Genomic DNA, 26,190 nt, shown 5'->3' with positions numbered 1-26,190 from the left:
GTCTATACGGCAACGCCGCGCGAAGCCCGTGCGGCGACGCCGAAGTGACCGAAGTACAGGTGCAGGTGTGACGGAGGTGCAGGGCGATGGCCGGTTTCCGGAGTCTGGCGAGACAGGTGCGAGACCCACGGTGCGATCTGGCGCTACGGCGTTACTCGCTGCGCAAGTGCCTGGAGCGGTTCGCTCCTTACGGGCACCGCGCGACCTGGGACCATCTCTGCTCCCGGGCCGGGTTCGGTCCCGAGGACCGGTCCCCCGATCCGGTGCGTCTCGTGGGCGCATTGGAGGAGCTCGAGGAGGCGCGGACGGTATGGCTCGCCTATGAGGGCGAGTTCGCCGAGCGCCGCAAGAAGGAGAAGCACGACGGGCTGCGCCGCCCGGGCAGCGTGGACGACTGGCACCGGCTGACCTGGGGCGGATTCGGAGTGGCCTGGTGCGACGACCCACGGGTCCATCCCGACGAACCACTCGCCGAGGTGCTGCGACGGCTGATCGCCGCCCTGGAGCGCGAGCCGGGCACGGTCTGCCCGGTGTGCGCCGGGGAGCGCCTCATCTGGAAGTACGACCTGGACCACGAGCCCTCCGCCGGTCCGGTCTGCACGGACTGCGGGATCCTGGTGCCGCGTCCGGTGCTCACCCCCGAGGCCCTGGCCTGTGCCAGGCGCGGGCGGCTTCTCATGTCGGCCTGACCACGTGGGGGTGCGCCGGGGATGCCGCACCCCCCAACTGCCCGGCGGCCCATGGCGGGCGACCGCTCACGACGACCCCATAGCAGCGGCTAATCCGCTGGTTCCACCCGTTTCCCGTCCGGAGAGTTGGGTCCGATGAAACCCAGCTGAGGAACCCCGCGGGTTCCCTCCGAGCGAGGAGCACCGATGTCGACGCTGCGCGTCACCGCCGAAGTGCTGACCGTCCACGAGCACCCCAACGCCGACGCGCTGGAGCTGGCCCAGGTGGGCCTCTACCGCGCGGTCGTCGCCAAGGGCGTGTACCGCACCGGCGACTCCGCCCTCTACATCCCCGAACAGGCCGTACTGCCGGCCGGGCTGATCGAGGAGCTGGGGCTGACCGGGCGGCTGGCGGGGAGCAACGCGGACCGGGTCCGGGCGGTACGGCTGCGCGGCGAGCTGTCGCAGGGCATCGTGTGCCGTCCGAAGGCGCTGGCCGACGTCGACCTGGTACGGGCCGCGGCGGAGGGCACCGACTTCGCGGAGACGCTCGGCATCACCAAGTGGGTGCCGCCGGTCCCGCCCACGATGGACGGGGACATCGAGTCGGCACCCGATCTGCTGCCCTGGGTCGACATCGAGAACATCCAGCGCTATCCCGGCATCTTCGAGCCCGGCGAACCGGTGGTCCTCACCGAGAAGCTGCACGGCTCGGCGTGCCTGGTCACCTATGTCGCCGATACGGACCGGGTGTACGTGTCCTCCAAGGGTTTCGGCGCGAAGTCCCTGGCCCTCAAGGAGGATCCGCGCAACCTCTACTGGCGGGCGGTGCGCGGCCACGGCGTCGCCGAGGCGGCCCGCCGACTCGCCGAACGGCTCGGCGCGCGCCGGGTCGGGATCTTCGGGGAGGTGTACGGGGCGGGGGTCCAGGACCTGACGTACGGCGCCGACGGTCGACGGGAGTCCCTCGGGTTCGCCGCGTTCGACGTGTCGGCCGAGTTCGACGGGGCGGTGCGGTGGCTGGACTCGGCGGAGTTCCTGGCGGGCGAACTGCCGCTGGTGCCACGGCTGTTCGAGGGGCCGTACGACATCGACCGGGTGCTGGAGGTGGCGAGCGGGCGGGAGACCGTGTCCGGGCGGGGGCTGCACCTGCGCGAGGGCGTGGTGATCCGTCCGGTCGTGGAGCGGTACAGCACGGTGACCGGGGGGCGGGCGATCGCGAAGGCGGTGAGCCCGGCGTACCTGACGCGGAAGGGCGGGACGGAGTTCGAGTAGGGGGCCGGGGTGGGGGCCGGGGGGGGGGACGCTTACCGGCGCTGGCAGGGTGCCGCCGCGCCCACCCGTGCCGCCCTGCGGCACGCCTGCCCGCAGCTGGGTCAGCTGACAAGGCGCCCGCGGCTGAGGCGCCCCTTCAGGGGCGCGGGGAACTGCGCGACCAGCCCCCACGCACCCGCACCCGAACTACGGCCGCCCCCTCTCCGGCAGCAGGCGCGAGCCCGCCAGGCGTTGGCCGAACGCGTCGTCCGGGTTGGACAGCACGCAGCTGCTCAAGGACAGGCACCCGCAGCCGATGCAGTCGGTCAGGTGGTCGCGGAGCCGGTTCAGCTGTCTGATGCGCTCGTCCAGCTCCGTACGCCAGGCCTCCGAGAGGCGGGCCCAGTCCGCATGGGTCGGCGTGCGTTCCTCGGGGAGTTCCGAGAGGGCCTCGCGGATCGTCGCGAGGGGGATGCCGACCCGCTGCGCCGCCCGGACGAAGGCGACGCGGCGGAGCGTGTCGCGGCTGTAGCGGCGCTGGTTGCCGGAGGTGCGCCGACTGCTGATGAGGCCCTTGGACTCGTAGAAGTGCAGCGCGGAGACGGCGGCGCCGCTGCGCGCGGACAACTGGCCCACGGTCAGCTCGTGGATCTTCTCGGGAATCTGCGGCACCCCGTAGAGACTACCCACCGGACGCGGGTCGCGGTCCGTTGACAGGGGGCCCGTACCGGACCATGCTAAGCAGTTGCTTAGACAATGCACGCGTGACCCGTGACTGCGAGAGGGCCGGCAACATGGCAGAACCGAGGATCTTCACCTCCCCCGACGAGCTGAAGGCGGCCGTGGGCGAGCAGCTGGGGTACACCGACTGGCTGGAGGTCGACCAGAAGCGGATCGACCTGTTCGCGGAGGCGACCGGGGACCACCAGTGGATCCACGTCGACCCGGAGAAGGCGGCCGCCGGCCCGTTCGGCACGACCATCGCGCACGGCTATCTGACCCTGTCGCTGCTCCCGCTCTTCGGCCCCCAGCTGATCAAGGTCGAGGGCGTGAAGATGGGGGTGAACTACGGCACCAACAAGGTCCGTTTCCCCGCCCCCGTCCCGGTCGGCTCCCGGCTGCGCGCCACCGCGACGATCACCGGCGTGGAGGACGTCACGGGCGGCGTCCAGGTGACCGTCGCCTTCAGCGTGGAGCGCGAGGGCGGCGACAAGCCGGTCTGCGTCGCGGAGTCGGTGTCCCGGTACTACCTCTGAGAGCGGCGGGGCCGCTACTTGGCCCCGACCATCCGCAGCACGAGGTCGGCGTAGAGCTCGCCGACCTCCTCCGGGGTCCGGGGGCCGTTGACGTTGAACCAGCGGGCGACGTCGATGGAGAGCGACAGCACCGCGAGGGTGGTGCCGTGCACGTCGATGACGTCGAACTCGCCGGACGCGACGCCCTCCTGGATGATCCCGCGCACCTCGGCGTCGACCTGGCGGCGCAGGTCGAGGATCTCGGCGCGGGCGTCGGGGCCGAGGGCGTCGAGTTCGTACTGCACGACCCGCGCGGTGGTGCGCCGCCCTGCGTGCCAGCGGACGAAGGAGCTGACGGCGTCGGCGAGCCGCTCGGTGGCGGTACCCTCGCGCCGGGAGGCCGTCTGGAGGATCTCCAGGGCCTTGTCGTGACCGATGCGGCTGATCCGGTGGAGCAGCTCTTCCTTGGTCTTGTAGTGGATGTAGAGCGCGGCGGGGCTCATGCCGGCCCGGCCCGCGATGTCGCGGGTGGTGGTGGCGTGGTAGCCGCGCTCGGCGAAGGCCTCCACGGCGGCGACCAGCAGTCGCCGGGCCGCGTCAGGGGTGACCTCTTCCCACGGCTCGACCTCGCCGCCGGTCGTCTCCTCCGCCGTACTCATCGCTCGTCCGCCCCTCTCGATACCGGAGCTCCACCATACCGCCCCGGCTGAGCGAGCGCTTAGTGTGCCCGCTCAGAGCTTTTCACGGGCGGCAGGGGGCTCAGAGCTTCTCGAAGGGGTCGTGTTCGGCGAGCAGCTTCTCCAGCCTGGCCTGGTCGACGCGGCTGACGATCTGCCCGGCCTCCTGGCGGTCGCGGACGACCTTCGCGAGCGTGAAGGCGGAGGTGACGAGGTAGAGCACGGCGATGCCGAGGAAGCCGCGCACCCAGGCGTCGGCCTGCAGCCGGAAGATGCCGATGGCGGTCGCCGTGAGGGCGAGGGCGAAGGAGGCGACGGCCTGCCCGTAGAAGGCGGCCGTGTTCTGGTGTCTGACCGGTGTGTCGCTCATGGTTCGAGCATCGCCGGAGGTGGTCCGCGCCACATCCGCCCGGATACTCAGGGACGTACTCAGAGCGGCTCAGAGCGACTCAGAACGCCGAGACGCCCGTCAGGGCCCGCCCGATGAGCAGCTTCTGGATCTGGCTGGTGCCCTCGTAGAGGGTCATCACGCGGGCGTCGCGCAGGAGTTTGCCGGCCGGGTACTCGTCGATGTAGCCGTAGCCGCCGAAGACCTGCAGGGCGTTGTTGGCGGCGCGCACGGCGGCCTCGGAGGCGAAGAGCTTGGCCTTGGAGGACTCGGTGGCGAACGGCAGCCCCCGGTCGATCAGATCGGCGACCCGCCAGGTCAGCAGCCGGGCCGCGTCCACGTCGACGGCGATGTCGCTGATCAGCTCCTGGACGAGCTGGTGACCGGCGATCGGCGTGCCGAACTGCTCGCGCTCCCCGGCGTACTTCACGGCCGCGTCCAGCGCGGCCTGCGCTATCCCGACACAGCCGGCTGCGACCGACATCCGCCCCTTGGCCAGCGCCGACATGGCGACCGAGAAGCCCTTGCCCTCCGGGCCGAGCATCGCGGAGGCGGGGACCCGGACGTCCTCCAGGACGAGTTCGGCGGTGGCCTGGCCGCGCAGGCCGAGCTTGCCGTGCAGAGGGCGGCGGGTGAGGCCGGGGGTGTCGGCCGGCACGAGGAAGGCCGAGACGCCCTTGTGGCCGGGGGCGTCGGTGGAGCGGGCGAAGAGCAGGACGACGTCGGCCCAGGTGCCGTTGGTGATGAACGTCTTGGTGCCGTTGACGACGTAGTCGTCGCCTTCGCGAACGGCGCGGGTGGTGAGGTTGCCCGCGTCGGAGCCGGTGCCGGGTTCGGTGAGGCCGAAGCAGCCGACGTAGGAGCCGGAGGTGAGCCCCGGCAGCCAGCGCCGCTTCTGCTCCTCGGTGCCCCAGGCGGCGACGGTCTTGGCGACCAGCCCCAGGGACACGGACACGATCCCGCGGACCGAGGAGTCCCCCCGGCCCAGTTCCTCGGTCACCAGGCAGTACGCGAGGTGGTCGCCGCCCGAGCCGCCGTACTCCTCGTCGACGGTCAGCCCCAGGAAGCCGACCTCGCCGAGCTTCTTCACGATCCCCCGGTCGACCTCCTCGGCGCGGTCCCAGGCGATCACGTTCGGGGTGATCTCGCGTTCGACGAAGTCCCGGGCGAGCTGCCGTACGGCGGTCTGCTCCTCGCTGAGCCCCAGGTTCACCATGCGACCACCCTTTAAATTAGCACTGCTAGTTTATTCCTCCGGCCCTACTATGTGCGCCATGGCCCGACCGCGCAAGCCCCTCCTCAGCACCGACCGGATCGTCCGGGCGGCACGGGAACTCGTGGACGCGGAGGGACTGGCGGCCCTCTCCACCCGCCGGCTGGCGGCCGAGCTGGGGGTCAGCGGGCCCTCCCTCTACAACCACTTCCGCACCAAGGACGAGATCCTGGAGGCCGTCGCGGACTCGGTCAGTGCGCAGGTCGACCTGTCGATGTTCGAAGACCTCGGGCAGGACGCCGACCGGGACTGGCGGACCGCGCTGCACGACTGGGCGGTGTCCTACCGGACGGCACTGCGGGACCACCCGAACATCGTCCCGGTCCTGGCCCGGGGCCCCGGCCGCCGCCCGGCCGGCCTCCGGCTCGCCGACGCGGTCTACGGCGCGATGGTGGACGCGGGGTGGCCGCCGGCGCAGGCGACGTCGATCGGGGCACTGATGCGGTACTTCGTCATGGGGTCGGCGCTGGGCTCGTTCGCCGGGGGCTTCGTGGACGACGCGAGCGCGTACGCCCCGGCCGACTATCCGCATCTGGGCCAGGCCCACCTGCTCGCGAACCAGCAGGAGAAGGTGGACGAGCGGGCCTTCGAGACCGGGCTGCGGGCCCTGCTGGACGGGCTGGCCGAGCAGTTCCCCCGCGCGACGCGGCCGCCCGTCTGAGGACGGCTTCGGCTCACCGGTCCCCGGGGGCGGCCCAGGCGACGAGCTGGAGGATCACGCCGTTCGGGTCGGTGACCTGGAACAGGCGCTCACCCCACGGCTCCTCGCGCAGCGGCATGGTGACGGGGGCACCCTCGCCCAGCAGCCGCTCGTACTCGGCGTCCAGGTCGGCCACCGTGAACGCGGCGATGACCCCCGCGGCGCGCCGGTCCCGCACCCCCTCGGGCAGCACCTCGGTGCCGCTCCGCAGGAAGACCACCTGGACGGTGTCCTCGCGGACCAGGGAGGCGAAGCCGTCGGCGGCCACGGCCTCCTCGAACCCGAAGTGCCGGGCCAGGAAGGCGGCGGAGGCGGGGACGTCGTCGACGGTCAGGCAGACGGCGGTGGAAGTGATCTTCAAGGCTCCTCCTGAGAGTCATCTCTGTACGCTGTATTTTATACATCGTACAGAGTTGGAGGTGGCGGCAGAGGTCCTCCGTGGAAAAGATGGGGCGCATGGCCAAGGAACGAAGCGGCGCCGACGACCCTGCTCGCACACTGGAACTGCTGTGGCGCGAGCCCGGAAAGGGCGGCTCCCGGCGCGGCCCCAAGCAGGGGCTGACGGTCGACGCGGTCGTCGAGGCCGCCATCGAACTCGCCGACTCCGGTGGGCTGGACACCCTGACCATGCGCAGCGTCGCCCAGCGGCTGGGCGTCACACCGATGACGATCTACACCTACGTCCCGGGCAAGGCGGAGCTGCTCGACCTCATGCTGGACACCGCCTACCTCCGGATGCCGCGCACCGACCACACCGGTGCCGCGTGGGGCACGAAGGTGGCGGCCGTCGCGCGCGAGAACCGCGACCTGTACCGGCGCCACCCCTGGGTGGCGACCCTGCCCACCGCCCGCCCGCCGCTCGGCCCCGGCCTCATGGCCAAGTACGAACACGAACTGGCCGCGTTCGACGGCCTCGGGCTCGACGACGTCGAGATGGACGCGGCCCTCACCTTCCTGCTCGGCTTCGTCCAGTCCACGGCGCGCGCCGACCTCGACAACCAGGCCGCCGCCCGCGACAGCGCCCTGTCCGACGCACAGTGGTGGGCCGCCAACGCACCCCTCCTGGCCAGGGTCTTCGATCCCACCCGGTTCCCCCTCGCGGCCCGGGTCGGACAGGCCGCGGGCGAGGCCCACCAGGGCGTGTACAACCCCGAACACGCCTTCCGCTTCGGACTGGAGCGCGTCCTGGACGGCCTCGCCCGGCTCGTCGACAGCCGTTCCCGGTAGCCACCGCCGCTCGCCTGCCCCTCCCCGGCCCCCCGTCCGAAAACCGCCAGCGTCCGGTCGGTTCCGGTCCCTACCCTCGGCGGTATGACGAACCAAGCCGTCCCGGCCCGACCGCACCTTCTCCCGGCCGTCGCCGCCTGTGTCACCGTGGTGCTCTGGGCCTCCGCCTTCGTGTCGATCCGCAGTGCCGGGGCGGCCTACTCCCCGGGGGCGCTCGCCCTCGGACGGATGTCGGCCGGGGCACTCGCGCTCGGGATCATCTGCGTGATCCGGCGGGTACCGCCGCCGCCCAGGTCCGCCTGGCGCGGCATCGCGATGTCCGGTGTGCTGTGGTTCGGCTTCTACATGGTCGTTCTCAACTGGGGCGAGCAGCAGGTGGACGCGGGGACGGCCGCCCTCGTGGTGAACGTCGGCCCGCTGCTGATCGCCCTGCTCGGGGCCCGGCTGCTCGGTGATCCCATGCCGCCCCGGCTGCTCGCGGGGATGGCGGTGTCGTTCGCGGGCGCCGTGACTGTGGGCCTGTCGATGGCCGGCGGGGGCGGCTCCTCGGTGCTGGGCGTGGTGCTGTGCCTGCTCGCGGCGGTCGCCTACGCCGCCGGCGTCGTCTCCCAGAAGCCCGCGCTGGCCCGGGCGAGCGCGCTGCAGGCCACGACGTACGGGTGCCTGGTCGGCGCCGTCGCCTGTCTGCCGTTCGCCGGGCAGCTGGTGCACCAGGCCGCCGACGCGCCCCTGTCCGCCACCCTCAACATGGTGTACCTCGGCGTCTTCCCGACCGCGCTCGCCTTCACCACCTGGGCGTATGCCCTGGCCAGGACCACCGCGAGCCGGATGGGCGCCACGACGTACGCCGTGCCGGCGCTGGTGGTGCTGATGTCCTGGCTGGCCCTCGGCGAGGTCCCGGGGCCGGTCACCCTGGCGGGCGGTGTGCTGTGCCTGGCCGGTGTGGCCGTGTCCCGGTCCCGGGCGCGGGCGCGGGAGGGCGCTCCCCGGACCATGGCCACGGCCGGGGAGCCCCGCTCCGAACAGGTGCCGTGACGGCCGGTCAGAAGACGACCAGCGCCCGGCCGCCCTTGCCCGCCAGCATGTTCTCGAAGGCGACCGGGATGTCCTCCAGCGCGATCCGCTCCGTCACCAGCGCGGTCAGGTCCAGGCGGCCCGCCCGGACGTGTTCGGCGAGCAACGGCAGGTCGCGGGCCGGGTCCGAGTTGCCGTAGACGCAGCCGGAGAGGGTGCGGCCCCAGTGGAAGAGTTCGAGGGCGTTGAAGGTGACGAGTTCGCTCTTCCCTCCGATGCCGACCACCGTCGTACGGCCGCCCCGGCGGGTCGACTCCCAGGCCGCGCGGATGCTGACCGCGCGGCCCACGCACTCCACGGCGACGTCGACGCCCTGCTTGCCGGTGAGGGCGCGGATCGCGCGGGGCGTGGTGTCGGAGGCGACGACGTAGTCCGTGGCCCCGGCGGCGCGCGCGAGGCCTTCCTTCTCCGCCGAGACGTCCACCGCGACGATCCTGGACGCGCCCGCGATCCGGGCCGCTTGGACGGTGGCCAGGCCCACCCCGCCGACGCCGAACACCGCCACCGACTCGCCCTGCCGGACCCGCGCCGAGTGGTGGACGGCGCCGTACCCGGTGAGGACCGCGCAGCCGAGCAGGGCCGCGTCGGTGAGCGGGATGTCCGCGGGGAGCGGCAGGACGCAGGACTCGGCGACCACGGTCTCCTCGGCGAAGGCCGCCACGTTCAGGCCGGGGTGCAGGTCGGTGCCGTCCGCCGTGCGGGCGTGGACGTCGGCGGAGCCGTTCAGCGCGTTGGCGCACAGCCAGACCTCGCCGAGCGTGCAGGCGTGGCAGCTTCCGCAGGAGGGCGCCCAGTTGAGGACGACCGGGTCGCCGGGCGAGAGCCGGGTGACCCCCTCCCCCACGGCCGCCACGGTGCCCGCGCCCTCGTGGCCGAGGACCGCCGGGACCGGCACCCGCATGGTGCCGTCGGACAGGGAGAGGTCGGAGTGGCAGACCCCGGCGGCGGCCAGCCGGACCCGGACCTGGCCGGGTCCGGGGTCCGGGAGGTCGATCTCGGTGACCGTCAGCGGGGCGCCCACGGCGGGCAGCACGGCGGCTCGGACCGTACGAGTCATCGGATCAACCTCCTCAGAACTGCAGGGACTTGGTCTGGAGGTACTCGGCGAGGCCGTGCGCGCCCAGCTCCCGCCCGACCCCCGACTGCTTGTAACCGCCGAACGGGGCACGGGGGTTGAAGCGGCCGCCGTTGATGTCGACCTGTCCGGTCTCCATGCGCCGGGCGAAGGCCGCCGCCTCCGCCTCGTCCCCGGCCCAGACGGCGCCCGCGAGCCCGTAGACCGTGCCGTTGGCGATGCGCAGGGCGTCGTCCTCGTCCGCGTAGCGCAGGATCGACAGGACCGGGCCGAAGATCTCCTCCTGGGCGATCGTCATCTCCGGGGTGACGTCGGCGAAGACCGTCGGGCTGACGAACCAGCCCTGCTCGCGCGGGGATTCGGGACCGCCGGCGACCAGCCGCGCGCCCTCCGCGATGCCCTTCTCGATGTAACCGCGCACCCTGGCCTGCTGCTTGGCGCTGACCACGGGCCCGATCCGCTCGCCGTACTTCGCAGCGGCCGCGGCCGCCAGCTGCACCGCCTCCTCGTACCGGTCGGCGTGCACCAGCATCCGGGTCCAGGCGCTGCACGTCTGGCCGGAGTTGGACATCACGTTGGCCACCCCGACGTTGACGGCCCGGGCGAGGTCGGCGCTCGGGAGGATGACGTTCGCGGACTTGCCGCCCAGTTCGAGGGCGACCTTCTTGACGGCCGCCCCGGCGGTCGCGCCGATCTGCCTGCCGACGGCGGTGGAGCCGGTGAAGGAGACCAGGTCGACGCCCGGGTGCTCGGCGAGGGCCTGCCCGGCGATCGGGCCGAATCCGGTGACCAGGTTGAACACACCGGCGGGGAAGCCCGCTTCGTCCACCGCCTCCGCGAACAGCTGGGCGGTGAGCGGGGTGTTCTCGGCGGGCTTCAGGACGACCGTGCAGCCGGCGGCGAGCGCCGGAGCGGCCTTGGCGACGATCTGGTGCAGCGGGTAGTTCCAGGGCGTGATGGCGCCGACGACCCCGACCGGCTCGTGCAGGACGGTCGAGTTGCCGACCTGCTCCTGGAAGACATGGGTCGCGGCGAGCTCGGCGTACGAACCGGCGACCTCGATGGGCACGCCGGCGTGCACGGCCTGCGAGAACTTCAGCGGCGACCCCAGCTCGGCGGTGACCGTCTCGGCGATCTCGTCCTTGCGGGCCGCGAGCACGTCGCGCAGGGCGGCGAGCCGGGCGGCCCGCTCGGCGGGCGGGGTGGCGGCCCAGGCCGGGAGGGCGGCACGGGCGGCGCGTACGGCGGTGTCGACGTCCAGCGCGCCGCCCGCCGGGACCCGGCCGACGACCTGCTCGTCGACCGGGTTCACGACCTCGATCACGTCCCGGCTCTCGGCGGCGCGCCAGGCGCCGTCGATGTACAGGCCGTCGTGTGCCTTCATGCTGCTTCCTCCCGGCGGGGCTCTGTCGTCCGAATCACAAACTAGCGGCGATAGTTTTAGCGCGCCAGACGTGCCCGGGAGACGCCACAGGACACGCCACGGGACACGGTCCACATCACCGGAACCGGACCGTCAGAAGTCGACCTGGGCGTGTTCGTCCACCCTGCCCACGCTCTCCTGCGCAAAGGCCTTCTCATAGGCCCGCCGGATCTCCTCGATCTTCCGGTCGCTGCCCTTCGCCGCCGACTCCGGATACAGCAGGATCAGCTCGTACGACCGCTCCTTCTCGATCGTCCCGTGCGCGTCCCGCCACTGCCCGCGCCCGCTCTGCACGGTGAGCCCGTCGGGGAAGTCCGGGGTCACCTCCTTGTCGACGAAGGCCGTGAACTGCCGGTCGGTGACGGCGGGTCCGCCGTCCGGGCGGGCGGTGCCGAAGAACAGCCGCGTCTCGAGGTACGGCTTGCCGCGCGCCGGCACGGCGGCCACGTGGTCGTCCGCCAGCGCCGTGTACGCGGTCGGAGCACCGGCGAGCAGAACCCCGGCCACGGCGAGGGCCGACCGGTTACGGAGGGAATGAGTGTGCATGCCCCCTTCCTACGGGCTTGCACCGGTCCCGGTCCCGCTTTCCCGGCCGATTTCACCCGTCCAGGTCCGGCAGCCGCGCCGGGGACGGGCAGATCCGTTCGCCGTGCTGGTCGAAGACGAACAGGTGGGCGAGGTCGACCAGGAGCGGAATCTGCATGCCGTGCCGGAGCTGGAGGTCGGGCGTGGTGCGCACGACCAGATCGCCGGGCAGCCGCCCCTCCGGAGGTGTGGGCTCGGGCCCGGCATCCGCCGGATGCTCCAGTACGACGACCGGTCCCGCCCGCTTCGAACTCGCCCGGTCCCGCAGCCGGTCCAGCACCGTCACCCCCTCCCGCCGCCGGCGCCGGGACGACCGGCCGGTCGGGCGCGGGGCCTCCAGCTCGGGTACGACGGCGGGCCGGGAGCCGGTGTCGAAGTGGACGAGCACCTCGTGCCCCTGGAACTCGACATGCTCCACCAGCCCGGTGAGCGGCACCTCGCCGGGCCGGGCGGCGGAGCGCCTGGCGATCCGCACCGCCTCCGAACGCAGCCCGACGATCACCTCCCGGCCCTGCTGCACCCGCAGCAACCGGTGGTCCAGACACAGGGGTTCGGGCAGGGGCAGGGCCTGTTTGCCGAGGTGGACCGTCATCGCGCCGTCGAGCGGGGCCCGGATCACCCCGCGCAGGAGGTTGATGCGCGGAGTGCCGATGAAGGCGGCGACGAAGACATTCCGGGGCAGGGCGTAGACCGCGCGCGGGGTGTCGACCTGCTGCAGCACCCCGCCGCGCAGCACGGCGACCCGGTCGCCCAGCGACATGGCCTCGGCCTGGTCGTGCGTGACGTACACCGTGGTGACGCCCAACTCCCTTGTCAGCCGCGAGATCTCGGTGCGTAAGTGGCTGCGGAGCTTGGCGTCGAGGTTGGAGAGCGGCTCGTCCATCAGGAACGCCGACGGATGCCGGGCGATGGCCCGCCCCATCGCCACCCGCTGGCGTTCGCCGCCGGAGAGCTGGCCGGGGAAGCGGTCGAGGAGGTCCTCGATGCCCAGCATGCGGGCGGTGGCGTCCACACGGGGGCGCGGATCGGCGCCGGGTGCCTCCAGACGGAGCGGGAAGCCGATGTTGTCACGGCCGGTCATGGTCGGGTACAGGGCGAAGTTCTGGAAGACCATCGCGATGTCCCGGTCGGACGGCAGCAGGTCGTTGGCGTACACGCCGTCGAGCAGCAACTCGCCCTCGTCGGCCTCCTCCAGACCCGCGATCATTCTCAGTACCGTCGACTTGCCGCAACCGGACGGCCCGAGCAGCACGAGGAACTCGCCGGGAGCGATGTCCAGCGACAACCGGTCCACCACGCGGACGCCCCGCGCGAAGGCCTTGCTCACGTTGTGCAGAGAGATGGCGCGTGTCATGGCTGTCGCCCCCGGGGGCTGTCAAACGGGCCCGTGCGTCACGGAAGTTAACGGAATGTGTGCGGGAGGGGGAAGACGTGTGCCCGAATACTCAGAAAGGGGCCGGGTGAGCAGACAAACGGACGGATCTGTTCAGCAAGCGGCAACAGCAACGAACTCAGGGGCGCGGGGCTGCAGTGGATTTGCGGCTGCCGCCGCGTGGGCGCGAGAAACCACGACGGCGCAGCAGCCGCGATCCGGCGGTCACCCCCACTTCGCTGGGCACCCCCACCGGCGACCGCAGCGCCACCCCCGAGGACACCAGCAGCAACGCCCCCAGCATCACGAACGGCGCCGCGACCCCCGCCACCCCGGCCACCAGCCCCGCCGCGGCCGGCGCGGCCACCTGTCCCAGCCGGTTCCCGGTCAGCCGCAACGCCAGCGCGGTCGACCGCGCCCCGTCCGGCGCGGCCTGCACCACCGTCGTCATGGACAGCGGCTGCCCCACCCCCAGACAGAAGCCGAGGACCGCCAGCATCACGCCCAGCGCCCACACCGGCACGGGCAGCGCGATCCCCGCACACAGCACCGCCGCCACCAGGCAGGTGACGGTCAGCAGCACCGGCCGCCCCAGCAGCCGCAGCAACGGGGTGAGCACCAGCCGGCAGGCGATCGTCGCCCCCGCCCGCACGCTCAGCAGCACGCCGATCACTGCCGGGGAGATGCCCCGGTGCTCACCGACCACCGGGAGATACGCGGTCAGGATGTCGGTCGCGGACAGCACCGAGAGGCTGATCAGCATGCCGGCCGGGACGCCCCGGGCCCCAAGGATGCGGCCCACCGGTACCCGGTCCCCCTCCGCGGTACGGGACTTGACCGCCGTACGGTCCTCGATGCGCCACAGCGAGGTGAACGCGATCGCCGCCCCGGCGCCCGCCACCACGAGCGCGAGCGCACTCGTGCCCGCCATGTCCGGCCCACCGATCAGCACACCGGCCGCGATCGGCCCGATCAGCTGGCCGAGCGACGCCCCGATGGTGAAGTGGCCGAAGTTGCGGTCCTGTTCGTGCGGGGCCGACTGGCGGGCCACCAGGGACTGCGCGCCGATCACGAAGCAGAGGTGGCCGAGGCCCATCACCCCGCTCCACAGGGCCATGGTCCAGAGGGAGCCGGCGAGCCCGCTGAGCGCACAGCCGCCGGATATCAGTACGACGCCGACGGGCAGCAGGGGTGCGCAGCGGCCGTGGTCGGTGCGGCGGCCGAGGGGTACGGCGACGAAGAGCGGGAGCAGGGCGTACACACCGGCGATGACGCCGATGGCGCGTTCGTCGGCGCCGAGGGCGAGCGCCCGGTAGGAGACGGCGGGCCGGGCCATCGACACCGCCCCCTGGGCGAAGCCGAAGGCGATGACGAGACGGAGCAGCCAGCCGCGGTTCCTGCCGGGCACCATGGTGAAACCTCCCAGTGGTATGTCACATACTCCTGCGGTGCTACGTCACACAGTGCTATGTCACATAGTCCCGAACAGGATTCCTGCCCCGAGCACCACCACCGATGTCAGCGCAGCCCACTTCACGACGAACCGCGTGTGGTCGCCGAACTCGACCTTGGCCATGCCGACCAGGACGTAGACGGCGGGGACGAGCGGGCTGGACATGTGCAGCGGCTGGCCGACGATCGAGGCGCGGGCGATCTCCACGGCGGAGACACCGTGGGCCTGGCCGGCCTCGGCGAGCACCGGGAGGATGCCGAAGTAGAAGCCGTCGTTCGACATGAAGTACGTGAGCGGGATGCTCAGCACGCCGGTGACGAGGGCCATGTGCGGGCCCATGCCGTCGGGGATGTTGCCGACCAGCCACTCGGCCATGTGGTCGACCATGCCGGTGCCCTGGAGGACGCCGGTGAAGACGGCGGCGGCGAAGACCATGCCGGAGACGTTGAGGACGTTCTCGGCGTGCGCGGCGATCCGGGCCCGCTGGGCCGGCATCTGGGGGAAGTTGACGGTCAGCGCCAGGGCCGCGCCGAGCAGGAACAGCACCGGGATCGGCAGCCACTCCATGATCATGGCGGTGAGCAGCGCGACCGTGAGCAGCGCGTTGAACCAGTACAGCCTGGGGCGCAGGGTCTCGCGGTGCGGGTCCAGACCCTGGAAGCCGTCGCCCTCCGGCTCGGCGGGCAGGTCCGCGCCGCCGGTACCGGAGCCACCGGCGCTCCGAGCACCCTCACCGGTTCCGGCACCCGCGCCCGCCCCCGCCCCCGTTCCCGTTCCCGTTCCCGCACCGACCAGGACGGTCTCCGTGCGGGGCTCCTCCACCAGCACCTCGTCGAGGGTCAGCACGCCGAGCCGTTTGCGCTCGCGGCGGCCGAGGACGTAGGCGAGGACGAAGACGAACAGCAGGCCCGTGGCCAGCGCGGGGATCATCGGCACGAAGATGTCGCTCGCGTCCAGCTTGAGCGCGGTCGCGGCGCGGGCGGTGGGGCCGCCCCAGGGCAGGGTGTTCATCACGCCGTTGGCCATCGCGGCGACACCGGTCATCACGACCAGGCTCATCTTCAGGCGCTTGTACAGCGGGTACATCGCCGAGACGGTGATCATGAAGGTGGTGGAGCCGTCGCCGTCGAGCGAGACGATCGCGGCGAGTACGGCCGTACCGACGACGATCCGCAGCGGGTCGGCCCTGCAGAACCTCAGGATCCCCTTGACGACCGGGTCGAAGAGGCCGACGTCGATCATCACACCGAAGTAGACGATCGCGAACATCAGCATCGCCGCGGTGGGCGCGAGGCTGGTGACGCCGTCGATGACGTAGTCGCCGAGGTGGGCGCCCTTGCCGACGACCACGCAGAACAGCGCGGGGATCAGCACGAGCGCCGCGATCGGCGACATCTTCTTCAGCATGATCAGGACCAGGAAGGTCGCGATCATGGCGAAGCCGAGGATGGTCAGCATGAGTGGATTACCTAACGTTCGCCCTTGAACTCCCACCAGGGCCGGCGGTGCGACGACGTTAGGTCGCGTCAAACGTCGTTAACAAGACGTTGACGCGCGAGCAATAAGCGCGAAAGTCCAGGTCACGGGGTTGCGGCCACTTCGGCGGTCACCTCGATGGGGATGCCGTTGAGGACGGCGTTGCCGGACAGCGGGTCGAGCAGGCTGCCGTCGAGGAGCTGGTTGACGTTGACGCCGGGGGCGGTGGCGGCGTGGTTGAGCCGGGTGCCGGGGCGGTTGTGGCCCCAGCCGTGCGGGAGGCTGACGACACCGGGCCGGACGCCGTCGGTGACCTCGGCGGGGGTGACCACCTCGCCGCCGGCGCCCTTGACACGTACGTCGGCGCCGTCGCGCACGCCGAGCCGTTCGGCGTCCTCGGGGTGGATGTGCAGGGTGCAGCGGTTGGTGCCGCCGGTGAGGGCGGGCACGTTGTGCATCCAGCTGTTGTTGGAGCGCAGGTGGCGGCGGCCGACGAGGACGAGGGCCGCGGGGCTGGTGTCGAGGGCCGCGCGCAGCCGGGGCAGGTCGTCGGCGAGGGGCCGGGGCAGCAGTTCGACCTTGCCGCTCCTGGTCTTCAGCGGCTGCGGGAGGCGGGAGGTGAGGGGCCCGAGGTCGATGCCGTGCGGGTGGGCGAGCAGCTGCTCCAGGGTGAGGCCGTCGGGCCGGACGCCGAAGCCGTCGCCGTAGGGGCCGAGGCGCAGCATCAGGTCGAGCCGGCGCTCGGGACCGGTGTCCCCGGTGAGCAGGCCGGCCAGCTCCTGCGGGTCCCGGCCGAGGACGGGCGAGTGGCTCTCCCGGACCGCCTTCCCCAGGGTCTGGCCGATGACCATGTCGTCGACGGCGGACGGTTCGGCGCCGTGCATGCCGCCGGCCGCGAGGACGAGCCGGGCCAGGATCTCGGTCTCCGCCATCCTGCCGGGCTCCAGCGGGACGGCCGGGCGGGAGTAGCGGACCTGGTTGCGTACGGCGAGGGTGTTGAAGGCGAAGTCGTGGTGCGGGCTCTGCGAGGGCGGCGGCGGGGGCAGCACGACGTCGGCGTGGCGGGCGGTCTCGTTGAGGTAGGGGTCGACGCTGACCATGAAGTCGAGGGAGTCCAGGGCCTTGTCGAGGCGGTCGCCGTCCGGGGCGGAGAGGACGGGGTTGGTGGCGATGGCGATCAGCGCCCGGATCGGCTCGCCCTCCGCCGTGGCGGTGTCGATCTCCTCGGCGAGCGCGGAGAGCGGCAACTCGCCCTTTGCTTCGGGGTGTTGACTGACCCGGGAGTGCCAGCGCCCGAGCGCGAAGCCGCGGCCGGGTCCGGCCGGGCGCGGGGTCCGGTCGGTGGCGGCCTGCGGGAAGAGCGCGCCGCCGGGCCGGTCGAGGTTGCCGGTGAGGACGTTGAGGACGTCGACGAGCCAGCTGGCGAGGGTGCCGTGCGGGACGGTGCAGCTGCCGATCCGGCCGTAGACGGCGGCGGTGGGGGCGGCGGCGAGTTCGCGGGCGAGGACGCGGATCGTGTCGGCGTCGACGTCCGTGGCGTGGGCGACCGCGTCCGGGGTGAAGTCGCCCAGTTCGGCGCGGAGTTCGTCGAGCCCGTCGATGTGCGGGGCGAGATGGCCGAGGTCCACCAGGTCTTCCTCGAAGAGGACTTGGGCCATCGCGGCGAGCAACAGGGCGTCGGCGCCGGGCCGGATGGCGATGTGCCGGTCGGCGAGCTTCGCGGTGCGGGTGCGGCGCGGGTCGATGACGGTGAGGGTGCCGCCGCGGGCCTTGAGCGCCTTGAGCTTGCCGGGGAAGTCGGGGGCGGTGCACAGACTGCCGTTGGACTCCAGGGGGTTGGCGCCGATGAGGAGGAGGTGGTCGGTGTGGTCGAGGTCGGGCACCGGTATCGCGTTGGCGTCGCCGAAGAGCAGTCCGCTGGAGACGTGCTTGGGCATCTGGTCGACGGTGGACGCGGTGAAGACGCTGCGGGTGCCGAGGGCGCCGACCAGGACCTGCGGGTAGAGGCCGCCGGCCACGGTGTGGACGTTGGGGTTGCCGAGAACGACCCCGACGGAGTCCGGACCGTACCGCTCGACGACACCGCGCACCCCGGCGGCCACCGCGTCGAAGGCCTCGGCCCAGGTGGCCTCGCGCAGCTCGCCGTCCCTGCGGACGAGGGGGGTGCGCAGCCGGTCGGGGTCGGCGTCGACGGCGCCGAAGGAGGCGCCCTTCGGGCAGATGAACCCCTTGCTGAACACGTCGTCGCGGTCACCGCGGGCGCCGGTGACGCGGGTGCCCTCGATGGTGAGGGTCAGGCCGCAGGTGGCCTCGCACAGGGGGCAGATGCGGAGGGCGGTGCGGGGCATGGGGGCCTCCGGGGGGGGCGGCGATGGAGGGGTGGCCGGACTCGGGGTGAGCATACCGGGCGGTATGTGAGGAGGGGAGTCCTGTAGTCGTAACACCTACGGCCGGTGGGGGCTGATCGCGCAGTTCCCCGCGCCCCTTCAGGGGCGCCATGCCCGGCGTCAGTCCAGAACGCGCGCCAGGTACGCCCGCAGCAGCTCTCGCGTCTCTGCGATGATCTTCTCGTCGCCCTCCGGGGCCATCCGGAAGGACAGGTGGACCAGGGCGTCGGCGGTTTCCACCGCCACCAGGAACGTGCGGCGCAGCGCCTCGTCGGGGGCACGGCCGACGTACGCCGCCAGCAGGTCGGTCAGCCGGTCGGCCACCCGGTGGTTCGGCTCCGCGTCACGGGCGCCGACCGGGATCTGGTTGCCGAAGTCGACGAGGGAGAAGCCTGGGGCGGTGCGTTTCATGGCCAGGTACTCGTCCAGCACCGCGTCCGTAGCCGTCCGCCAGTCGCCCTTCGGCGCGTCCTTCAGCCGCTCGGTGACGCGCTCGGAGTAGCGCTCCAGGTTGCGCTGGGCGAGGGCGTCGGCCATCTGCCGCTTGTTGCCGAAGAAACGGTAGACCGAGCCGATGGGCACCCCGGCACGCACCGCGACGGCCCGGGTGCTCAGTTCGTCGTAGCCGACCTCGTCGAGGAGGTCGGCACAGGCGTCGAGGATCCGGGTCAGCCGTTCGGCGCTGCGGCGCTGTACGGGCGCTTTGCGAAGCGGTGTCGCTGGGGGCACGGGCTTCATGATGCCTTTCCGCCGGGATCAGGTGAACCTCGCCCCCCAGTACGCGGACGGATGGCCCATGCACTCATCCGGCGTCCGCGCTGTTCGCGCCGCTGCCGGCAGGGGTGGAGGCGGCGGGAACGCTCCCCGACACCGACACCGACGCCGACGGCGACGCCGTCTCCGCGCCCGACGCCGTGACGTCCGCCGTGCTCTCCACCGGCTTGCCGTGCACGGCCCATACCGTGCCGTCGTCCGCGTAGAGCCGGGCGGTGATGTGGTGGGTGCCGTGCGGAACGAGGCCGGCGGGCAGGTGGTAGGCGGAGGTGCGCAGCCGCGTCACCAGGCCGCCGTCCACGAAGAGGTAGGCGAGGCCGCGGCCGACGACCGCCTTCGCCGCGGTGCCCGCCGGGGAGAAGCGGAAGCGGTGCAGGTCGAGCCGGACGTCCCAGCCGCCGGCCGCGTCGGGGGTGACCACCGTGCCCACCTCGGGCGCCCGCTTCTTGTCCAGCTCGCGGTAGTGGCGGCCGCTCTCGTCCGTGTCGTCGAGGATCTTGCCCACCGGTGAGGGCGACCCCGCCCCCCGCTGCCCGTGCGCCTCCCCGGTCCCGCACCCCGCCGCGGCGACCAGGAGCAGCACGCAGACCGCGAGCGCACCCGGCAGTCCACGCGTCCACGACATGCCCGGGAGCGTAGAACAGCGGGCCCGAGACCGGATCCCCCTGAAGTCGGGTTCTCGCCATACCCCGCGGGGATGATCCCCGCCCTCTTGCACCCACCCCCGCGCAATCCTACGGTGATACACAGGAATCAACGGCACACAGGTACAGCAGGTTCAGGGAGCGATCATGAGCGATGGGGGTACCTCCCGCGCGAGCGTGTTCGAGCGTGGGGAAGCGCGGAAGGCCGCCGAGGGGCTGTCGTACCTCTCCGGGTTCGGCAACGAGCACTCCTCGGAGGCGGTGCCGGGCGCCCTGCCCGAGGGCCGCAACTCGCCGCAGCGCGCCCCCCTCGGCCTGTACGCGGAGCAGCTCAGCGGTACGGCCTTCACCGAGCCGCGGTCCCACAACCGCCGCTCCTGGCTGTACCGGATCCGCCCCTCGGCCGCCCACCCGGCGTTCATCCGCACCGCCGACAACGGGGGTCTGCGCACCGGCCCCTTCGCGGACATCGCCCCGGACCCGAACCGGCTCCGCTGGAACCCCCTCCCGGAACCGCCGCCCGGCACGGACTTCCTCGCGGGCCTGTGGACCCTCGGCGGCAACGGCGACGCGACCCAGCGCACCGGCATGGCCGTGCACCTCTACCACGCCGACGCCTCCATGGAGCGGGTCTTCTCCGACGCGGACGGCGAGCTGCTCATCGTCCCGGAGCGCGGCGGACTGCTCCTGTGGACGGAGTTCGGCCAGCTGCATGTGGAGCCAGGACATGTGGCGCTGATCCCCCGTGGGGTCCGCTTCCGTGTGGAGCTGCTGGATGCCACGGCCCGGGGCTATGTGTGCGAGAACTACGGCTCGCCCTTCCGCCTTCCCGACCTCGGCCCGATCGGTGCCAACGGCCTCGCGAACGCCCGGGATTTCCAGGCCCCCGTCGCCGCCTACGAGGATGTCGAGGGCCCGGTCGAGGTGGTCAACAAGTTCTGCGGCAACCTGTGGACCGCCACATATGACCACTCCCCACTGGACGTGGTCGCCTGGCACGGCACACATGTGCCGTACCTCTACGATCTCCGCCGATTCAATGTGATCGGCTCCCTCTCCTACGACCACCCCGACCCGTCGATCTTCACGGTGCTGACGTCCCCGTCCGACACCCCCGGCCTGGCGGGCGTCGACTTCGTGGTCTTCGCGCCGCGCTGGCTGGTGGGCGAGGACACCTTCCGGCCGCCGTACTTCCACCGGAACGTGATGAGCGAGTACATGGGGCTCGTGGAGGGCGCGTACGACGCGAAGACCGCCGGAGAAGGGGGCTTCGTGCCGGGCGGCGGGTCGCTGCACAACATGATGTCGGCGCACGGTCCGGACCGGGAGACGTTCGACCGGGCGAGCGCGGCCGAGCTGAAGCCCCAGAAGGTGGACGACGGCCTGGCATTCATGTTCGAGACCCGCTGGCCGGTGACGCTCACCCCGCAGGCGGCGACCGCCGGACACCTCCAGCAGCGCTACGACGACGTGTGGCAGGGCCTGGAACGCCACTTCCGTCCCTTGCACTGAAGATCCCCCACCGGTACGGATGACCTGTGACCTCCTTCGCCCCGGACTCGATCGTCCTCAACCGCAAGCTGCCGCTCTGGTACCAGGTGTCGCAGTCGCTGCGCGCCTCGATACTCGGCCGCTCGCCGCGGGAGCCGCTCCGGCTGCCCACCGAGGAGCAGCTCGCGGAGCACTACGGCGTGAGCGTGCTGACCATGCGGCAGGCGCTGAAGGAGCTGGAGGACGAGGGCCTGATCAGCCGGCACCGCCGCCGCGGCACCTTCATCGAGCCGGACGCCCGCCGGAGCACCCCGGTACGGCTGCTCGGCTCGGTGGACGCGATCGTGGCCCAGCAGTCCGGGATGACGGCGGAGCTGCTGGACCACGGCACGGTGCCCGTCACCGGCGAACTCGCCGAGTACTTCCCGGACCTCGCCGAGGTGGCGGCCTACCACCGCCTGCGCAGTGACGAGCAGACCGGCGAGCCCACCAACCACGCCCGCAACCACGTCCGCCCCGAACTGGCCGAGCGCATCGACCCGGAGGACCTCGCCCGGCGGCCCATGACCAAGGTGCTCCGCGACCTCGTCGGCGCGGACATCAGCCGCATCACGGACACCGTGCAGGCCCGGCTGGCCGACCCGGAGACCGCCCGGCTGCTCCAGGTCCCCCTCCTCAGCCCGATCCTGCACTACACGGGCGTCACCTACGACACGGCCGGCCGGGTCCTGGACCTGGCGGTGATCCACTACCGGGGCGACCGTTTCTCCTTCACGGTCACCCTCGACGCCACCTGAACTCGTCGTACGATGCCGGGCGTGACGCACGACGACGCTCCGCTGCTGGCGGACCTCATGCCGTGGTCCGTCGCACCACTGCGGCTCGGCCGGGGGTGGCCGACGGCCCCCGGCGCGGCGACCCTGAAGGCCCGCTGGGACGCCCTCCTCAAGGCCGAGGGGCCCGACCGCGAGACCCTGTTCGAGCCGACCCGCTCCCGCACGGTCCACTCCCCGGTCGCCCAGCTCCCCGGCCAGCCCAGCGGCACCGGACCGCTGGCCGACGCCTCGGGCCCCTGCCCGGACCCGGTCCGCGTCCTGGCCGCCCCCTTCGACGAACAGTGGCTGATCCCGGACCACCGCCTGATCGACACGGCCCGCCCGGAGTTGTGGCGGGTGGCGGACGACCACCAGGTCTTCGCGGTGGAGTCGCCGGAGGGCATGCCCCTGCTGGCGACCGCCCTCCTCCCCACCCTGCGCGCGGGCCGCGTCCGCCCGCTGTACCGCCGCCCGGGCGGCGCGGAGCCGAACCTGGCACCGGGACTGCCCGCGTACCTGGCCGACCGGCTGGGCCGGGACGTCACCCCGCCGGACGTCCTGGCCTGGATCCTGACCGCGATCCGCCCGGACCGCACCGTCCCGCTCACCGAGGACCCCGGCCTCTGGGCCCAGGGCGTGGAACTCGGCCACCGGGCCCTGTGGCTGCTGCGCCGGGACGGCGACCGCCCCAAACTCCCGGGCGGCCGCCGCCCGTACGTCCGGGCCCCGCTCCCCGCCCGCCCTCTCACGGTCCGCTACGACGCGGCCGAGGAGACCCTCCACCTGGACGAGGGCCGCATCTCCCCGGTACCGCCGGAGGCGTGGGACTTCAGGACGGGTGAGACACGGGTCCTGGAGACGTGGTTCGCGTCGCGAACGACAGAGACGGCGGAACCGGGCACTCTGGCCGCGATCACCCCGTCGGCCTGGCCCCAGTCCTGGACCTCGGAACTACTCGAACTGATCACGGTCCTGGCCCTGCTGGCAGACGTACGCGCGCAGCAGGCCGCCTTGGAGATCAAGGCACAGCTCACGGCGGCCGACCTGACGACAGCGGGCGTACTCCCGCCACCGGAGACGTCCCGCAGACCAGCATCGGTCCTGGAGCACACCGAAGAAGGCCCGGCCGGTCAACTGACCCTGCTGTGACCAACCCTTCTTTTCTTTTGGGGGCGCGGGGAACTGCGCGACAAACCCCCACCCGCCCGCAGACAAGGACGGCGCTCATGGAACCCCTGCCTCTCGAAGGCATCACCGTAGTAGCCGTCGAACAGGCGGTCGCCGCCCCCTTCGCCACCCGCCAGCTCGCCGACCTCGGTGCCCGTGTCATCAAGATCGAACGCCCCGACGGCGGCGACTTCGCCCGCGGCTACGACACCGCCGCAAACGGCCTCGCTTCGCACTTCGTGTGGTGCAACCGCGGCAAGGAGTCCATCGCGCTGGACCTGAAGGACCCGCGCGGCCTGGACGCCGTACGGCGGCTGATCGCGGACGCGGACGTCTTCGTGCAGAACCTGGCCCACGGTGCCGCGTCCCGGCTCGGCCTCGACGCGGCCACGCTGTGCGCCGCCCACCCCCGGCTGGTCGCCGTGGACATCTCCGGATACGGGGCTTCGGGACCGTACGCCGCCAAACGCGCGTACGACATGCTCGTGCAGTGCGAGGCGGGCCTCGTGTCGGTCACCGGGACGCCGGAGCAGCCCGTGAAGGCCGGGATCCCGGCGGCGGACATCGCGGCGGCCATGTACGCCTTCTCAGGAGTCCTGGCGGCACTGGTGCGGCGCGGGACGACCGGCAGGGGCGGGCCGGTGGAGGTGTCGATGCTGGAGGCGCTGGCGGAGTGGCTCGGGCATCCGCTGCACCACACCATCCACGGCGGGACACCGCCGGCGCGCACCGGTCTGGCGCATGCCGTGATCGCCCCCTACGACGCCTATCCGACCGCGGACGGCGGACGGGTGCTGCTGTCGGTGCAGAACGACCGCGAGTGGCGACGGCTGGCCGAACAGGTGATCGGGCTGCCGGAGTTGGGAACGGATCCGGAGTTCGCGACGAACGCGGCGCGGGTGGCGAACCGGGCGCGCACCGACGAACTGGTCGGGACGGCTCTGAAGGCGCTCGGCGCCGACGAGGCGCTGGCACGGCTGGAGGCCGCGGGCATCGCGTGCGCGCGGCTGCGGGACCTGCGGGAACTGGCCGGGCACCCGCAGCTGGCGGCCCGGGAGCGGTGGCGGGAAGTGGGGTCGCCGGTCGGGCCGTTGCGCGCGTTGCTGCCGCCCATCACGCTGCCGGGCGGGGACGAGGCACGGATGGGGGATGTGCCCGCGCTCGGGCAACACACCGAGGCGCTGCTGCGTGCCGTGGGGATGACGGACGCCGAGATCGCAGCGCTGCGCCGGGACGGTGTGGCGGCCTGAGCGCGGGCCTGACGGTGACGGTCAGGCGGTCAGTGCTTGTTGCCGCCGAACAGCGAGCGGCGCAGCCGACGCAGCGGTGCGAAGAGGGAGACGCGGCTGACCCGCGTGACCCGGTCGCTGCGCTGCGCGGGTTCGCGTGCGGTCAGCTCACGCATCAGCGACGTCGCCTCGACCGCCTGCTGCTGCGGTATGGCGGGACCCGCCAGCACCGACAGATGGCGGTCGAGGCGCGAGCTGGTCGCACCGCTCCCGCAGGTGATCGCAGGAACCCTCGCCCTGCTGCGTGTTATCTGATCCATGTCACTCCCCACCCGTACGAGTCCACCCGGCCCGGGCAGGGTAACCCTATCGCCCCGATGGGGCACTCGTGTATCGCGGTCACAGGATTCACCTTCCCCGCAAGGGTGTTGACGACCCCTCTTGAACTACACTTCGACTACTCTCCGAATCCAACCGATTTCAGGGCGAGTTGGACAACCGGCTGGCTGGTGGGCTGCGCTGAGCCACCGGCGGGCTCGACGGTCACCGCGAGTGACGTCGCGGACTTGGCCAGACCCGTGGCGACCAGGGGCGTGTCGCCCTTGAAAAGCCCGAGGGAGCGCGGTTGCACACGGGGGCGCATGAGCCAGAGCTGATGCACCCGGCCGTTCGACAGCGCGCCGTACCCGCTGAGTGTGACGACGGCCTGCCCCTCCGATGCGGAGGCCACCGCTCCGATACTTCGGCCCTGCGCGTCCTTGCTGCTGGTCGCACGGGCGTCGGGCGCGGCCAGAACGTGGGCGATCTCACGCGACTGGACGCGCTCGGCGTCGAGCTGATTCTGCGTCCGGTCGGCCTGGACCGCGAACAGGGACGCGACGACCAGCGCGGCGGCCGCGGTGGCGGTGGCGAACGGCACGAACAGGGGCCGCCGTTGCCGGCGTGGCGGCGGGGGCTGTGCGCCCCAGACGTGCGGCGGCAGATTGGGCACGTGCTCACGGCCGGGGGCGGGCTCCTGGGGGGTGGCGCGTACGGCGGCCAGCACCCGGTCGCGCATGGCGAGCGGCGGCGGGGCCGCCGTGGACCAGGCGAGCCGTACCGCGTCCTCGGTCAGCGCCCGGACCTCGTCGGCGCACCGGTCGCAGTCCTTGAGGTGCTTCTCGAAGCGGCGCCGCTCACCGGGCTCCAGGGCGTCCAGCGCATAGGGCGCGGCCAGGGAGTGCAGGTCCTCGCGGTGCAGCAGGCGGCCGACCAGGGTCACGCGGCACCTCCCAGGCAGTCGCGCAGCCGGGTGAGTCCGTCGCGCATCCGTGTCTTGACCGTACCCAGCGGCAACTTGAGCCGCTCGGCGACCTCACGGTACGTGTAGCCGTCGTAGTAGGCGAGGGTGACGGACTGGCGCTGCAGGGCGGTGAGGCGGTCCAGGCAGCGGCGTACCCATTCGCGCTCCAGGCCGGCTTCCACCGTTTCGGCGACCTGGTCGAAAGCGGGTTCGCCGGCGCGCAGGGCCTCGCGCTGCTCACGTTCGCCGGCCGCGCGGGCGCTGCGCACCCGGTCGACGGCGCGGCGGTGCGCGAGGGTGAGGATCCAGGAGAGGGCGCTGCCCCGGCCGGGATCGAACTTGGCCGCGGAGCGCCAGAGTTCGAGGAGCACCTCCTGGGCCACCTCCTCGGACTGGGCGGGATCGCGCACCACGCGTCGTACGAGCCCGAACACCGGTCCGGACACCAGTCCGTAGAGGTCCTCGAACGCCTTCTGGTCGCCACCGGCGACGAGCACCAGCAGTTCGTCCGCCTCCACTCC

The 26,190-nt window shown here is 72.2% G+C and carries 27 protein-coding genes; 10 read left to right on the top strand and 17 right to left on the bottom strand.

The genetic code is table 11. From position 1 onward, the window contains the following. Positions 1–86: 86 nt before the first annotated feature. Together ABZ887_RS25400 and ABZ887_RS25395 are read left to right on the top strand one after the other, a co-directional pair. Positions 87–689, top strand: a complete 603-nt coding sequence (locus tag ABZ887_RS25400) for a hypothetical protein (RefSeq protein ID WP_361293199.1) — start codon at positions 87–89, stop codon at positions 687–689. Between the two features lie 186 nt (positions 690–875). Further along, positions 876–1,943 carry an RNA ligase (ATP) gene (locus ABZ887_RS25395; RefSeq protein ID WP_361293197.1) on the top strand — a complete coding sequence of 356 codons (1,068 nt, stop codon included), beginning with the start codon at positions 876–878 and terminating at the stop codon, positions 1,941–1,943. Positions 1,944–2,129: 186 nt separating this feature from the next. Here ABZ887_RS25395 and soxR read toward each other — a convergent pair whose 3' ends face one another. Then, entirely contained in the window at positions 2,130–2,594 is a 465-nt protein-coding gene (soxR, locus tag ABZ887_RS25390) for a redox-sensitive transcriptional activator SoxR (protein ID WP_361293195.1), read from the bottom strand. 122 nt (positions 2,595–2,716) lie between these two features. Between soxR and ABZ887_RS25385 the strand changes: the two genes are divergently transcribed. Continuing rightward, a complete protein-coding gene (locus tag ABZ887_RS25385) occupies positions 2,717–3,178 on the top strand; it encodes a MaoC family dehydratase (protein WP_361293310.1) in 462 nt (153 codons plus the stop codon). A 14-nt stretch (positions 3,179–3,192) separates the two neighbouring features. Here the strand turns inward: ABZ887_RS25385 and ABZ887_RS25380 are convergent, their stop codons facing one another. The 3 genes from ABZ887_RS25380 to ABZ887_RS25370 form a co-directional block, all read right to left on the bottom strand. Beyond that, entirely contained in the window at positions 3,193–3,816 is a 624-nt protein-coding gene (locus ABZ887_RS25380) for a TetR/AcrR family transcriptional regulator (protein WP_361293193.1), read from the bottom strand. A gap of 100 nt (positions 3,817–3,916) precedes the next feature. After that, the gene (locus tag ABZ887_RS25375) at positions 3,917–4,204 is read right to left on the bottom strand and encodes a YiaA/YiaB family inner membrane protein (protein ID WP_361293191.1); all 288 of its coding nucleotides are present in this window, start codon (positions 4,202–4,204) and stop codon (positions 3,917–3,919) included. A 79-nt stretch (positions 4,205–4,283) separates the two neighbouring features. Continuing rightward, positions 4,284–5,435: an acyl-CoA dehydrogenase family protein gene (locus ABZ887_RS25370; protein WP_361293307.1), complete on the bottom strand. Its 1,152-nt coding sequence runs from the start codon at positions 5,433–5,435 to the stop codon at positions 4,284–4,286. A 61-nt stretch (positions 5,436–5,496) separates the two neighbouring features. On the opposite strand from ABZ887_RS25370, the gene ABZ887_RS25365 reads away from it, so the two are divergent. After that, entirely contained in the window at positions 5,497–6,156 is a 660-nt protein-coding gene (locus tag ABZ887_RS25365) for a TetR/AcrR family transcriptional regulator (protein WP_361293189.1), read from the top strand. 13 nt (positions 6,157–6,169) lie between these two features. Here ABZ887_RS25365 and ABZ887_RS25360 read toward each other — a convergent pair whose 3' ends face one another. Next, positions 6,170–6,556, bottom strand: a complete 387-nt coding sequence (locus ABZ887_RS25360) for a VOC family protein (protein WP_361293186.1) — start codon at positions 6,554–6,556, stop codon at positions 6,170–6,172. Between the two features lie 95 nt (positions 6,557–6,651). Here ABZ887_RS25360 and ABZ887_RS25355 point away from each other — a divergent pair, with 95 nt between their 5' ends. Together ABZ887_RS25355 and ABZ887_RS25350 are read left to right on the top strand one after the other, a co-directional pair. Further along, positions 6,652–7,422: a TetR/AcrR family transcriptional regulator gene (locus ABZ887_RS25355; RefSeq protein WP_361293184.1), complete on the top strand. Its 771-nt coding sequence runs from the start codon at positions 6,652–6,654 to the stop codon at positions 7,420–7,422. Between the two features lie 84 nt (positions 7,423–7,506). Continuing rightward, positions 7,507–8,457 (top strand): DMT family transporter, encoded by a 951-nt coding sequence (locus ABZ887_RS25350; protein WP_361293182.1) that lies wholly within the window; start codon positions 7,507–7,509, stop codon positions 8,455–8,457. A gap of 7 nt (positions 8,458–8,464) precedes the next feature. Here the strand turns inward: ABZ887_RS25350 and ABZ887_RS25345 are convergent, their stop codons facing one another. From ABZ887_RS25345 to ABZ887_RS25305, 9 genes are all read right to left on the bottom strand, one after another. Continuing rightward, positions 8,465–9,553, bottom strand: a complete 1,089-nt coding sequence (locus ABZ887_RS25345; protein ID WP_361293180.1) for a Zn-dependent alcohol dehydrogenase — start codon at positions 9,551–9,553, stop codon at positions 8,465–8,467. Between the two features lie 13 nt (positions 9,554–9,566). After that, the gene (locus ABZ887_RS25340; protein WP_361293178.1) at positions 9,567–10,955 is read right to left on the bottom strand and encodes an aldehyde dehydrogenase family protein; all 1,389 of its coding nucleotides are present in this window, start codon (positions 10,953–10,955) and stop codon (positions 9,567–9,569) included. Between the two features lie 132 nt (positions 10,956–11,087). After that, entirely contained in the window at positions 11,088–11,540 is a 453-nt protein-coding gene (locus ABZ887_RS25335; protein ID WP_361293176.1) for a DUF3574 domain-containing protein, read from the bottom strand. A gap of 52 nt (positions 11,541–11,592) precedes the next feature. Further along, complete coding sequence (locus tag ABZ887_RS25330; protein ID WP_361293174.1) at positions 11,593–12,933, bottom strand: ABC transporter ATP-binding protein; 1,341 nt, start codon at positions 12,931–12,933, stop codon at positions 11,593–11,595. A 157-nt stretch (positions 12,934–13,090) separates the two neighbouring features. Continuing rightward, positions 13,091–14,362, bottom strand: a complete 1,272-nt coding sequence (locus ABZ887_RS25325) for an MFS transporter (RefSeq protein ID WP_361293172.1) — start codon at positions 14,360–14,362, stop codon at positions 13,091–13,093. A gap of 60 nt (positions 14,363–14,422) precedes the next feature. Further along, complete coding sequence (locus ABZ887_RS25320; protein WP_361293170.1) at positions 14,423–15,862, bottom strand: citrate:proton symporter; 1,440 nt, start codon at positions 15,860–15,862, stop codon at positions 14,423–14,425. Between the two features lie 122 nt (positions 15,863–15,984). Then, positions 15,985–18,228, bottom strand: a complete 2,244-nt coding sequence (locus ABZ887_RS25315; RefSeq protein WP_361293168.1) for a molybdopterin oxidoreductase family protein — start codon at positions 18,226–18,228, stop codon at positions 15,985–15,987. Between the two features lie 159 nt (positions 18,229–18,387). Then, entirely contained in the window at positions 18,388–19,005 is a 618-nt protein-coding gene (locus ABZ887_RS25310) for a TetR/AcrR family transcriptional regulator (RefSeq protein ID WP_361293166.1), read from the bottom strand. Positions 19,006–19,069: 64 nt separating this feature from the next. Further along, a complete protein-coding gene (locus ABZ887_RS25305) occupies positions 19,070–19,666 on the bottom strand; it encodes a hypothetical protein (protein ID WP_361293164.1) in 597 nt (198 codons plus the stop codon). Between the two features lie 166 nt (positions 19,667–19,832). On the opposite strand from ABZ887_RS25305, the gene hmgA reads away from it, so the two are divergent. The 4 genes from hmgA to ABZ887_RS25285 all read left to right on the top strand — a co-directional run bounded on the left by hmgA (position 19,833) and on the right by ABZ887_RS25285 (position 24,408). Beyond that, positions 19,833–21,197, top strand: coding sequence for a homogentisate 1,2-dioxygenase (hmgA, locus tag ABZ887_RS25300; protein WP_361293162.1), 1,365 nt, complete (start codon positions 19,833–19,835; stop codon positions 21,195–21,197). Positions 21,198–21,223: 26 nt separating this feature from the next. Beyond that, the gene (locus ABZ887_RS25295) at positions 21,224–21,973 is read left to right on the top strand and encodes a GntR family transcriptional regulator (protein WP_361293160.1); all 750 of its coding nucleotides are present in this window, start codon (positions 21,224–21,226) and stop codon (positions 21,971–21,973) included. A gap of 12 nt (positions 21,974–21,985) precedes the next feature. Continuing rightward, on the top strand, positions 21,986–23,140 hold the full coding sequence (locus ABZ887_RS25290; protein ID WP_361293158.1) for a type ISP restriction/modification enzyme: 1,155 nt from the start codon (positions 21,986–21,988) through the stop codon (positions 23,138–23,140). Positions 23,141–23,217: 77 nt separating this feature from the next. Further along, complete coding sequence (locus tag ABZ887_RS25285; RefSeq protein WP_361293156.1) at positions 23,218–24,408, top strand: CaiB/BaiF CoA-transferase family protein; 1,191 nt, start codon at positions 23,218–23,220, stop codon at positions 24,406–24,408. A 29-nt stretch (positions 24,409–24,437) separates the two neighbouring features. Here ABZ887_RS25285 and ABZ887_RS25280 read toward each other — a convergent pair whose 3' ends face one another. The 3 genes from ABZ887_RS25280 to ABZ887_RS25270 all read right to left on the bottom strand — a co-directional run bounded on the left by ABZ887_RS25280 (position 24,438) and on the right by ABZ887_RS25270 (position 26,187). After that, the gene (locus tag ABZ887_RS25280; protein WP_361293154.1) at positions 24,438–24,707 is read right to left on the bottom strand and encodes a hypothetical protein; all 270 of its coding nucleotides are present in this window, start codon (positions 24,705–24,707) and stop codon (positions 24,438–24,440) included. Between the two features lie 137 nt (positions 24,708–24,844). Further along, positions 24,845–25,648 carry an anti-sigma factor gene (locus ABZ887_RS25275; RefSeq protein ID WP_361293152.1) on the bottom strand — a complete coding sequence of 268 codons (804 nt, stop codon included), beginning with the start codon at positions 25,646–25,648 and terminating at the stop codon, positions 24,845–24,847. Further along, complete coding sequence (locus tag ABZ887_RS25270) at positions 25,645–26,187, bottom strand: sigma-70 family RNA polymerase sigma factor (RefSeq protein ID WP_361293150.1); 543 nt, start codon at positions 26,185–26,187, stop codon at positions 25,645–25,647. The genes ABZ887_RS25275 and ABZ887_RS25270 overlap by 4 nt, the downstream gene beginning before the upstream one ends. Positions 26,188–26,190 lie beyond the last annotated feature (3 nt).

The sequence above is a fragment of the Streptomyces sp. NPDC047061 genome, assembly GCF_040643955.1.
Lineage (GTDB): Bacteria > Actinomycetota > Actinomycetes > Streptomycetales > Streptomycetaceae > Streptomyces.
Note: the sequence above shows the minus strand (reverse complement) of the source record. Positions and strands in the feature narration are given on the sequence as shown.

Bases quoted from the DNA above. Each gene is read 5' to 3' on its own strand.
- ABZ887_RS25315 (WP_361293168.1), bottom strand. From the start codon at position 18,228: ATGCCCCGCACCGCCCTCCGCATCTGCCCCCTGTGCGAGGCCACCTGC.
- ABZ887_RS25330 (WP_361293174.1), bottom strand. From the start codon at position 12,933: ATGACACGCGCCATCTCTCTGCACAACGTGAGCAAGGCCTTCGCGCGG.
- ABZ887_RS25335 (WP_361293176.1), bottom strand. From the start codon at position 11,540: ATGCACACTCATTCCCTCCGTAACCGGTCGGCCCTCGCCGTGGCCGGG.
- ABZ887_RS25305 (WP_361293164.1), bottom strand. From the start codon at position 19,666: ATGTCGTGGACGCGTGGACTGCCGGGTGCGCTCGCGGTCTGCGTGCTG.
- ABZ887_RS25340 (WP_361293178.1), bottom strand. From the start codon at position 10,955: ATGAAGGCACACGACGGCCTGTACATCGACGGCGCCTGGCGCGCCGCC.
- ABZ887_RS25355 (WP_361293184.1), top strand. From the start codon at position 6,652: ATGGCCAAGGAACGAAGCGGCGCCGACGACCCTGCTCGCACACTGGAA.
- ABZ887_RS25280 (WP_361293154.1), bottom strand. From the start codon at position 24,707: ATGGATCAGATAACACGCAGCAGGGCGAGGGTTCCTGCGATCACCTGC.
- ABZ887_RS25380 (WP_361293193.1), bottom strand. From the start codon at position 3,816: ATGAGTACGGCGGAGGAGACGACCGGCGGCGAGGTCGAGCCGTGGGAA.
- ABZ887_RS25400 (WP_361293199.1), top strand. From the start codon at position 87: ATGGCCGGTTTCCGGAGTCTGGCGAGACAGGTGCGAGACCCACGGTGC.
- ABZ887_RS25290 (WP_361293158.1), top strand. From the start codon at position 21,986: ATGCCGGGCGTGACGCACGACGACGCTCCGCTGCTGGCGGACCTCATG.
- ABZ887_RS25320 (WP_361293170.1), bottom strand. From the start codon at position 15,862: ATGCTGACCATCCTCGGCTTCGCCATGATCGCGACCTTCCTGGTCCTG.
- ABZ887_RS25285 (WP_361293156.1), top strand. From the start codon at position 23,218: ATGGAACCCCTGCCTCTCGAAGGCATCACCGTAGTAGCCGTCGAACAG.
- ABZ887_RS25310 (WP_361293166.1), bottom strand. From the start codon at position 19,005: ATGAAGCCCGTGCCCCCAGCGACACCGCTTCGCAAAGCGCCCGTACAG.
- ABZ887_RS25345 (WP_361293180.1), bottom strand. From the start codon at position 9,553: ATGACTCGTACGGTCCGAGCCGCCGTGCTGCCCGCCGTGGGCGCCCCG.
- ABZ887_RS25385 (WP_361293310.1), top strand. From the start codon at position 2,717: ATGGCAGAACCGAGGATCTTCACCTCCCCCGACGAGCTGAAGGCGGCC.
- ABZ887_RS25325 (WP_361293172.1), bottom strand. From the start codon at position 14,362: ATGGTGCCCGGCAGGAACCGCGGCTGGCTGCTCCGTCTCGTCATCGCC.
- ABZ887_RS25375 (WP_361293191.1), bottom strand. From the start codon at position 4,204: ATGAGCGACACACCGGTCAGACACCAGAACACGGCCGCCTTCTACGGG.
- ABZ887_RS25365 (WP_361293189.1), top strand. From the start codon at position 5,497: ATGGCCCGACCGCGCAAGCCCCTCCTCAGCACCGACCGGATCGTCCGG.
- ABZ887_RS25350 (WP_361293182.1), top strand. From the start codon at position 7,507: ATGACGAACCAAGCCGTCCCGGCCCGACCGCACCTTCTCCCGGCCGTC.
- ABZ887_RS25395 (WP_361293197.1), top strand. From the start codon at position 876: ATGTCGACGCTGCGCGTCACCGCCGAAGTGCTGACCGTCCACGAGCAC.
- hmgA (WP_361293162.1), top strand. From the start codon at position 19,833: ATGAGCGATGGGGGTACCTCCCGCGCGAGCGTGTTCGAGCGTGGGGAA.